This is a genomic window from Mucilaginibacter sp. UR6-1 (assembly GCF_020880975.1).
In the GTDB taxonomy this organism is placed as follows: domain Bacteria; phylum Bacteroidota; class Bacteroidia; order Sphingobacteriales; family Sphingobacteriaceae; genus Mucilaginibacter.
In genome coordinates this window covers 42992-51157 of the sequence record NZ_JAJIWP010000009.1, presented here as the reverse complement: position 1 = coordinate 51157, position 8166 = coordinate 42992, and the positions used below count along the sequence as shown (strand labels likewise).

Genomic DNA, 8166 nt, shown 5'->3' with positions numbered 1-8166 from the left:
AGGGATGGTCTTTTCAGTCAACCTGCCTTTGTCGTCGTACGTATAGGTAAATATCAACTTACTGATGATTGCTGTACTTAGCGTATAACTGTTGTTAGCAGCCAGCAAGTTTACTGCCTTTGGCGGCAAAACATAACTAACTAAACCGGCATTGTTGTATATGTAATAGGTGTCATTATTCGTCGTAGTATTAACTACCTGGCGTTTAAGGATTGTCCGGCCCAGATCGTCCGTAAACACAACAGCCTTGTGACCTTCTGTATCGGTAGCCTTGGTTACAGAGAGGGCATTAACACCATAATTCCCTGTGTTCGATCCTTCTGGACTCCACATAATAATATTGCCATCTGCCGCTGTATTGCTCCGGTAGCTCATGCTGGAATAATGCTGACCGGATAGGGGCTGGAAATCATTGCCTACACCTCCTGCGGAAAGTACGCGCTGCAAAGGGCTGTTTTCAAATAATTGTTCACTATAGGGATTGGTATCGTCGGCTATTTTGTCCGAAGTGCCGTTATTATAAAATGCGGGCTGCTCACTGGTGAGGGCATTCGGACGGAAATTGCCGCTGCCGTCCGTACCGACGTAAGGCAGATAGCCACGGTTTTGTCTTCCCTGGTTGTCATATCCTATCGGCTGGATAATGTCCTTTTGCGTGGGGCTGCCTTGTACAAGTGCTTGTTGTACCGGGCGTCTCAAGCCATCATAATAAGTTTTTGAAGTTGTCTTTTGCGTGGCATTCAATCCGTAGATCATGTCCTCAGTTGTTATACCGGAGATTTTGATGATCTCTGTTTGCTCCACGCTCAGATCCTGCTGTTGCTGAGCATTTGCATAAATGGTGCCTAACAGTAATGGTATCATTACCGCTAACGTACGGGTATGTTTCTTGGTAATTGGTCGCATTGTTGTGAGGTTAAGGTTGATCTTATTGTTCTTCGGATGGGGGGGGGAGTTGTCAAGCTGACGCCACCTCCGATTGGCCAATTGGGATTACAACTGCTCTCACTTAATATGACCGACATATCGCTTTTTCCATTCAGATCTATACCGTAAAATGTATAAACATTACTCGTAGATTTGTAGTTTATGCATCCCAGCACCTGGCTGCCGCATTGTATGTAAACACATTTGAATCCATTTCCGGTCACAGAATTATACTGTGAGCCGCTGATGGTCACGGTAACAGTGTAAACACCTTGGTTCACCACGTAGCTGGTTCCAGCTTGTGTTTGTTCTTTACCTGCTCCAGTGCCGCTAAATTGTACGCTCGTAATTGCCACCTTGTCTGTCTATGGTATACAGCGGTAACTTAATAGTCGAATGATCAAATATTTGAACAGCTTGTGTAACAGTTTTAGTACCTATTATCGGTGAAGTTTTTGTCAGCGAAACCGAATAATTACCCGGCTGTGTATAGGTGTGTCCGAACGTACGGTATTCCACTGGCTGCCCGCTTTCCATAACAATACTTACTGTACCAGGACCGGTTACGGTTGGTGTGCCGTCACCAAAGTCATATGTTCGCATATTACCGTCCAATTCCGTGTCAACGCGATCTCTGAATGTAAGCTGGTTGTTGTAGTTCAATACATCCCCCTGCAGGTTGTTTGCGAAGTAAACACTGAAGCTGGAGTTAAAATTCGTGTAATCATCCGGTTTGAGGTAGCCCTTTCTTTGGATAATGTTTTTGTCCTGATCCAGTATGGTCTTGAGTCGTCCGTAAGTGTCGTAAGTATAATAGACAGACACGCCATTCATATCTGTATCGGAAGTTTTAGCCAGTGTTTCCTGATCATATACTGCAGTTTGAACCATGGCATGTTCCGGGTAGAACAAAATGTCGTCAACCAGTACATTAGCGCCAGCGATGAGCTTACAGGTGAAAGAGTTTGCCAGACTGTTCAGCGTGGTTTTTATTTGGTAAAACCGCCACTTGCCAGAGGTATTTGCATAATTAAGGGGATAGCTGTAAGTGTTTGTACCGTCAGTAAGCTGTACGGTAAGCGTCCCGGTCGCAGTGGTGTTGACCCATATCGAAAAATATTGTTCGCCGCCTGCGGGTTTCTGGTCATCGCCCGGCTGATCACACTTGTCGTTTTTAAGGTAGCAGCCGTTTTACCTGTTCTGGCATTAGTGCTGGCAACGGTATCTGTAAACGTAAATCCTGCACCAAGATAAGGAGTATCAAAATCCTTATAGGCTATTTCAGATAACAAGGCGTTTGTAAATACGGCAAATGGTTGATTACTCTTGTGATCTGTCAGCGTGGTCACCTGCTGGCGCTTGTTATTATCGGCCATTTGTAATATGCCCATGTTATCATAAGACAAGTAGTTGGCTTTTACTTCGTACCTGCTATCCCATATAAGTGCATTCCCTGATATGGATGAAGGCTGAAAGTCCGAAACGCCTGCCGGCGATACAAAAGATAACGATTGAGTAGGCTTATCTCTGACTCCCGCAGAAACCACGTTTTTATATAACGTTAAATTGGCACCGGTTGTGAAGGCAGTACCTCCGCGTTGAACTTGTTGATACTGTTCAATAGGAAAGTTCTGGTTCGCCTGGTTCATCCGGTATAAGGAATTTGCCATTGAATCCGTGCCTAATGTCGTGGCATAATCTTTTACATATTTTGTGAACGCCTTATTGACGCTACCATCACTGTTAGCTGTCTCCAGGGAGGTAAGCAATTTGTGATTAGGACTTTCATATTTGTAAGTGATCGTTTTCGACTTAAAAGTTGTCAGTGCAGGAAGATCGAACACCTTGCTTGTCTGCTGCGCAGTCAGCTTAGAGGTAGTAGTCAGGATATTGTACTTGGCATAATTACGTGCTGTGCTGGTATTATTCTCAAACTTTAATCCTGTTATAACTATTGGGTTAGTATAAGATCTTTGATAAGTATAGCTTTCTTCACTGGTCTGCTGCCCGGCTTCATTATAAGTACTTACCTTTTTCAGCAATCCACGCTCAAAGTCAAAGTTTGGATTCGGGGCATAAGGATAATTATTCCTTTGCGTGGTAGCATAGGTCGCTGCTGTACAGGCTATGCGCCCGGAATATACCGTGGTGGGTGACCAGTCCGGCGAGGCGCTGGCATCCCAGAATGTGCCGGGGATCTCGTATTCATAGCGTACCTGGCCACCTCCCGTACGGGTTATGGATACATTTTTATAAACGATGGTTTCATCTTCTTCTGCCATATCATTTTCAGAACGGACTGTTGATGCAGCCCATTTAGCTTCGTCTGTTCCAGTACCCGTATAAGGGATGGTAAGGCATAAGAAGGGAGATTAATTGGCTTGCCACTGGTGGCGCCAGTAGCCGGATCATTATAGTTATAATTCGTTACGATAGTATTACCGGAACTGAGGCCGTCACTGGACGACAGCTTTTTGACCCTGATCCCGCCGCCGTTGATTATCCCAGCTGCCGTATTATCGTAATAGCTGTTCAATTCATATTCGATCGTGCTAGCGCCGCCGGTGTTGGCCGTAACGGACATTAAGCTGCCGTTGATTGCCGCGGCAACGTTAGCGGAACGATCAGCTCCGCTCAATGTATAGATATAATTGGACGATGCTCCCGGTGGGATCACCCGGTAGCGCTCAGCTGAATGTAATGGATAAGTGTACACCTGAAGCGTAAGACTTGTAGCGCCACTTGCATTATAATACCCCCAATAATCAATCTCTTTTGAGGCTGAATCAGGTAAGTTGATAAAATCTCCTATCGTACTATTATTACTCAAGCCATAGTAGGATAGATCAAGAGTGCTTTTCAGGCCTGAGCCTGAAACAGTAACCCTGCTTAAAAAAGATCGTTTGGTGGCGGGGGCTGTAAATCTTTTGTATGCGAATCCAACCTTACGGCCCATGCCAGAGATATTAGTTATTTCATCCTCTGTATCAAATAGGCCATAACTGAAAATCACCGCTGATGAATTAATATCGTCAGTCGTTAAAATTTGTTTTACTAATACCGGATCGTATGATCTAGTTATGGAAAATAAAGTAGTAGAAGCAGAAGCATTAGGCAGGGTCACGGAAACTTTATCGTTGTTTTTTATCCGGTTACCGTTAATATTAGGTGAACATAATTGTTTCCCCTGAACGAGATGAAATATTGGTCAGCTTCCATGAGCGTGCGAAGCTGATCTCATTCACATATTGATCGTAACCGCGCTTAAAATAACTTACTGTACCAGTTGTTGTACTTTTGCGATACTCTATTTCAGTTTTGCTAAACGTATAGATAAGTCCTTGCTCATTAATAACTGAAAAAGACTCAATTTTGCCGCTCGTTACATTAGCTGAGTAACTAATCTTCAAGTCTCTATAGGGGATCGTTCTTACAATTTTGTCCTTATCAAACAAGAACTGACAAGAAAGCCCGGGCGCATTAATGTTGAAAATATCTGGCTCGGTGTCAGAAAGGTCGGCAAAATTCGAGCTGATATAGCTGTTATCGGCTGTTTCATCTGAACAGACCGTTGTGCTATTACTGTTGCTGATCGCAAAATTATTGATCTTAGTGCCATTCGTATTATATAGCCAGCCTAAACGGCTGTTATCATACTTCATATCATCAGGCAGCCCCCGCAGTGCCCGGCTTATTTCTCCGCCTGCTATTAAACCCCAGTTCATTCCCATTATGCCTTTAGCATCCTTAACTTTAACACCATTGGCATTATACGCTGCTGCTATTTGTAGACTCAAGGAGCCGGATGTTACCTGAAATAAGGGTATGGTGACATTAGCAGTACCCGTGTAGTTATTGACACTGACGTTTGCGCCGTTTTGGGCTATAGCTGTGCGTGCTAATATGCTTAATAAGCACAAAAGCAGGAGCATTTTGCGTGTATTCATTGTGATAAGGAAAGCTTAACAGATTGTAATGATTATAAAAAAGAACTCAGTTATAACAAAGTGCTTGTTGATTTAATTAAAAAAATTATGATGCATTTTTTACGCATATGGGATAAAGTTTAGAAACGAAGAATAGGGAATTTTGTATGGCATAAAAATGTAAGGGCTGCCAGGGATTTTTTTGTGTGAATTGCTGTAGCATTGTGACGGCTAAAAAATGTTTAAGTTGCTCAATTATAAGTAATATCTTACATTTTGCAAAATTGCAAAATCGAATTCTAAATTATTTTAGATGTCTGGAATAGGGTAGGTGTAAAACGATAAAGATTATTTCGTAAATTTACATTACGAATTTTAACGTTCTTTAAATTAGTTAGCTTCTTTGCAGGAAGCTTTTAAAAGATACTCGGAGAAAGGTGGAAAGTAGTTGTGGCACTTTTGTGGCACTCATCTCGACAAGTCACATTTACACGCTTTAAAAGCACTTTTTTGGGCTAAGTTCATTTCCCTCTCTCTCCGCCAAGTAAGATTATCTATTTCAAAACGCCTTAAATCATACGATTTGAGGCGTTTTTGTTTACAGGCAATAATCGAGCAGTATTTTGGGAATGCAGAAGCTCTTTGATTGGTGGGGCAATAAATCACACTCAGTTGTAGAATGCTGACGAAACTGTTGTAGAGCTGATCTTTATTCATCATACATATTATTAATTTATGCCGTAGCAATCCAATTAATAATATGATATTGTTAAAATTGCCCATTAGTTTATCATTTTTATATGATTTTGATTTTATGGACATAAAGGCATTGCTGCAACAAGCTGTTAATGCATTGATCTTTAAAAAGATGGTATCTTATCTATCATTCATTTGATCTTCTTTTTTAGAGGAGGCCAGGAGTTGAGCGACTGTTGCGCTCAGGTCATCGTTATTAAACGGCTTATCCATAATTTGGTCAGCGCCGTAATCTCCAAGAGATTCTAATACTTTGCCATAACCGGATAATATGATTACAGGCAAATGTGCAGTGCGGGCATCCCGTTTGATTGCGCTGCAATACTCTCCGCCGTTAATTCCTTCAAGTATATAATCGGTGATGATAAGGTCAGGTCCGGTATCCAGAACTGTCTGAACAATGTCATCAGCCTCAGTAATTGCTGAAACCTTGTACCCATCATCTGCCAGTACAGTACTAATAATCTCTGTAATATCCGTATTGTCCTCTATGAGCAATATTTTTTTCTCTGTCATAATTATCTGTTCCGGGTATCTGTTTATCATCAGTCCCGATTTCGTCCGACAATAACAATAATCATGCTATAATGCCCGGAGTGACAAAATTCAAGGGGTTTTTTACTTCAAACCGGAGCCGTCACATCCTGTTTTAGCATTACATCCATTATGGAAGTAAATATTGCACGTCCGCTGTACTTAACCCAAATGTTTGTCCATCCGTTACTGTCGTAACCTAAAAATGTAACAAAAGGGTTCTCTTCCCTAAATCCCACGAAGGCTTTTCCTGTGTATAACAATTCAAGGCCTTCCAGTAGTTCTTCTTTAGTGATCATAAGTAAAAACGTTTAGTGATGAACTGTTATAACATTGGGATACGGAGACTGTTTTAATCTTATAAAACGTTATAAGCGCTGCCTTTGGTCAGCGGCTTGAGAAAATTCGACAAAAAATATTCCTGCAAATTTTCTCAAACCCTTCACATAAGCTTAACGCCAGCCTAATCCCGGTGCTACATGCTCTAAAATTGATGATAGCACATGCACGTTGTAATCAACACCTAATGTATTAGGTATGGTTAAAAGTATGGTATCGGCCTCCTTAATGGCTTCATCCTTGCTTAGTTGGTCAATTAGTTTATCCGGTTCTGCCGCGTAGCTCTTTCCAAAAACCGCTCTTTTATCACTTTCAATGTAACCAAAACTATCGGCGGCTTTAGCTTGTTGCCCAAAGTATTGCCTGTCCTGATCTGTTACAAGCGCGAAAATGGAACGGCTTACTGAAATTCTTGGTTCTCTTTGATGCCCGGCCTTTTTCCAGGCTTCTTTATATAATCTTATCTGTTCGGCCTGCTGTACATGGAAAGGTTTGCCGCTTTCATCAAACTTTAAGGTTGAGCTTTGCAGATGCATACCATTTTCGGCCGCCCAAACAGCGGTAGCGTTAGATGCTGCTCCCCACCAAATACGTTCACGCAAGCCCTCGGAGTGAGGCTCCAAACGTAACAAGCCCGGTGGATTCGGAAACATTGGATAGGGGTTGGGCTCGGCAAAACCAACACCTTTTAGTTTATCTAAAAACTCCAACGCCTTTTTGCGCCCCATGTCGGCATCGTTTTCACCTTCATCAGGATTATAGCCGAAGTATCGCCAGCCTTCAATAACCTGTTCCGGCGAGCCTCTGCTTATACCTAATTGCAATCTTCCGCCTGAGATCAGATCGGCAGCTCCGGCATCCTCAACCATATACATAGGGTTCTCATACCGCATATCAATTACCCCGGTTCCAATCTCTATTTTTCTTGTTTTGGCACCGACCGCCGAAAGCAGAGGGAATGGCGATGCCAGTTGGGCAGCAAAATGGTGCACACGAAAATATGCACCATCCAAGCCCATCTCTTCGGCAGCTACAGCCAGATCGATAGACTGGAGCAATGTATCGCCTGCTGTGCGGGCTTTATAAGCAGGGTGATTAGCCCAATGGCCAAAAGATAAAAATCCAATTTTCTTCATTATTAACAAATGTAATAACCGCCAGGCCTATTTGGCATCAGTGAAAAGTCAACCTTTAATTATTTCCGCACACAACCAGGTTAACACACAGAGGTGTTCATTTGGCTTGTACTTATCTGTGACAGGTAAATATGATATGAAATACACACGCAGTAAAGGTAAACCGTAATAGATGATTTTTATGTAAAGTATTAATAATAAGAGTGTTATTAAAGGTTAACATTTGTGGTATTAATATTAACATCCTTTGTATGCATTAATTTTAAACCCACCTAAATTCAGCAATTATAAATACGGGCAATTCAACTAACCGGCCCGGCATGTAAACCAATTTTTTTATAAACCAATTTCCTAAATAATGAAGTGCTATGGTAAAATTTTTACTTCTGATTTTCTATGCTGTAAATTCAGCGATCAATTGCCAACAACCTGTCGCCATTTTTTACCGGCAGTTATAATTGAGCCTGTTAATTATACGGGTAACAATTGATATACAACCACCAATTAATTCCTTTAATATCCTGATAAACTTTCGGCGAAACCTGAAC

Annotated in this window: 8 protein-coding genes; all 8 read right to left on the bottom strand. The window is 41.9% G+C overall.

What is annotated here, in order from left to right; translation table 11 throughout:
- On the bottom strand, nt 1-906 hold a 906-nt coding region (locus LJ707_RS20225; RefSeq protein ID WP_228954585.1), incomplete at its 3' end, for a DUF6443 domain-containing protein.
- 351 nt (nt 907-1257) lie between these two features.
- Complete coding sequence (locus tag LJ707_RS20220) at nt 1258-1818, bottom strand: PKD domain-containing protein (protein WP_228954583.1); 561 nt, start codon at nt 1816-1818, stop codon at nt 1258-1260.
- A 98-nt stretch (nt 1819-1916) separates the two neighbouring features.
- Complete coding sequence (locus tag LJ707_RS20215; RefSeq protein WP_228954581.1) at nt 1917-3209, bottom strand: hypothetical protein; 1293 nt, start codon at nt 3207-3209, stop codon at nt 1917-1919.
- The gene (locus LJ707_RS20210; RefSeq protein ID WP_228954579.1) at nt 3164-4051 is read right to left on the bottom strand and encodes a hypothetical protein; all 888 of its coding nucleotides are present in this window, start codon (nt 4049-4051) and stop codon (nt 3164-3166) included. Before LJ707_RS20210 ends, LJ707_RS20215 begins: the two co-directional genes overlap by 46 nt.
- Nucleotides 4052-4091: 40 nt before the next feature.
- Nucleotides 4092-4874, bottom strand: coding sequence for a hypothetical protein (locus tag LJ707_RS20205; RefSeq protein ID WP_228954577.1), 783 nt, complete (start codon nt 4872-4874; stop codon nt 4092-4094).
- An 855-nt stretch (nt 4875-5729) separates the two neighbouring features.
- Nucleotides 5730-6125: a two-component system response regulator gene (locus tag LJ707_RS20200; RefSeq protein ID WP_228954575.1), complete on the bottom strand. Its 396-nt coding sequence runs from the start codon at nt 6123-6125 to the stop codon at nt 5730-5732.
- Nucleotides 6126-6232: 107 nt separating this feature from the next.
- Nucleotides 6233-6442: a hypothetical protein gene (locus tag LJ707_RS20195; RefSeq protein WP_228954572.1), complete on the bottom strand. Its 210-nt coding sequence runs from the start codon at nt 6440-6442 to the stop codon at nt 6233-6235.
- Nucleotides 6443-6595: 153 nt separating this feature from the next.
- Nucleotides 6596-7618 (bottom strand): LLM class flavin-dependent oxidoreductase, encoded by a 1023-nt coding sequence (locus LJ707_RS20190; protein ID WP_228954565.1) that lies wholly within the window; start codon nt 7616-7618, stop codon nt 6596-6598.
- Nucleotides 7619-8166: the final 548 nt, after the last annotated feature.

What these genes read in the sequence shown, in the direction of transcription:
- LJ707_RS20205 (WP_228954577.1), bottom strand. Translation starts at nt 4,874, where the DNA reads ATGAATACACGCAAAATGCTCCTGCTTTTGTGCTTATTAAGCATATTA.
- LJ707_RS20220 (WP_228954583.1), bottom strand. Translation starts at nt 1,818, where the DNA reads ATGGTTCAAACTGCAGTATATGATCAGGAAACACTGGCTAAAACTTCC.
- LJ707_RS20200 (WP_228954575.1), bottom strand. Translation starts at nt 6,125, where the DNA reads ATGACAGAGAAAAAAATATTGCTCATAGAGGACAATACGGATATTACA.
- LJ707_RS20215 (WP_228954581.1), bottom strand. Translation starts at nt 3,209, where the DNA reads ATGGCAGAAGAAGATGAAACCATCGTTTATAAAAATGTATCCATAACC.
- LJ707_RS20195 (WP_228954572.1), bottom strand. Translation starts at nt 6,442, where the DNA reads ATGATCACTAAAGAAGAACTACTGGAAGGCCTTGAATTGTTATACACA.
- LJ707_RS20190 (WP_228954565.1), bottom strand. Translation starts at nt 7,618, where the DNA reads ATGAAGAAAATTGGATTTTTATCTTTTGGCCATTGGGCTAATCACCCT.